Below are 1,145 nucleotides of genomic sequence, written 5' to 3'. Positions count from 1 at the left end.
CTAAGTACAGGACAAAACATGTATTGATTGCCGAAAGTCGAACTGATGAAGGGATTGAGGATTAAGGATAAGATGACGCAGATGGTCAAAACCTAGACGGAAAAGACTCTTGGCCCTACGTCCGTGATTCTTAATGGGAATAGGTTGAAACTGATGAAGTACGCTTTCCGGTGAGCATCGACCAACACAAAGCTAAGGTTAAAAGAGCAAAAAGTTTTCGCTTTCGTTCTGGCACGGTCATTTGAGTAGATTCGAGACAAAAGCCACGAGTCTTGAAAATGCCAAAAAGAGTCTCAATGCCCCAACGGGAAGCATAATCTTTTACAAGCTCTTCACTCGCATCAGGACTGATGACAACGAGCAACTTGCCATCATCAAGACGTAGAGCTTCCACACTAACGGGGCACCCCCAAACTCGACAGAATCCCTTGAGTCTTTGAGATTGACCCTTCTGTAGATGAGCAAAAACCACTCGAGCAGCCAAGGATACCCCATTGCGTTCAATCCGATCTGTAGCTCGAATCCTCAATCGGAAAGCCATTGATGGTTCTAGTAGCAGGTATCGCACCCAGGCTTGTCCCACGAACTCGCGATCCCCACACACAAAGGAAATCCTAGCATCAGGAAAGATTTGGCAAAATTCCTCAATGAACCTCATCCTCTCGTCACTATTACTGTTCCCTTTCTGATCAAGAATCCACCACAGCACCGGAAATGCCACTCCTTGATGGACTATCCCTAAGGTCAGAATATTGTAGCAATGTTTGCCCAACTCCCAAGTGGTACGGTCATTACTCAATATCCAAGGCTCGGGGATTTGCATCCAACTGACCACGATTTTCCCAATCGCCTTGTAGTCCAAGTCAAACCCACGAAAAAATCGTTGCAGTCGTTTGTAATTTGACTGAGGTCGAACCAATACTCGAAACCCAATGCTAGTTCACGCTCGGTTGACCGTTTTCACTTTCAGCAATGCTAACAAGAACAGAGCAAGAAACGAAACTCTTGCTCCGTGCCATCCCAAATGGGGTTGGAGAGCTTTCTTTAATTCGCGCTTCTTGGTTCATGGGGTTTCTGATGGCTATCCTCAATTCTGATGAAACCCCATCCTGTTCTTCTTTTCAACTTTTTTGTCCTGTACTGAG

The 1,145-nt window shown here is 45.7% G+C and carries 1 pseudogene; it reads right to left on the bottom strand.

Annotated elements, in window-relative coordinates:
- Positions 1–1,024 (bottom strand): annotated as a pseudogene (locus F6K49_RS51510) (IS4 family transposase).
- Positions 1,025–1,145: the final 121 nt, after the last annotated feature.

The organism is Moorena sp. SIO3I6 (assembly GCF_010672095.1).
The sequence above is the reverse complement of the archived record's forward strand: the minus strand, read 5'-3'. Positions and strand labels throughout refer to the sequence as shown.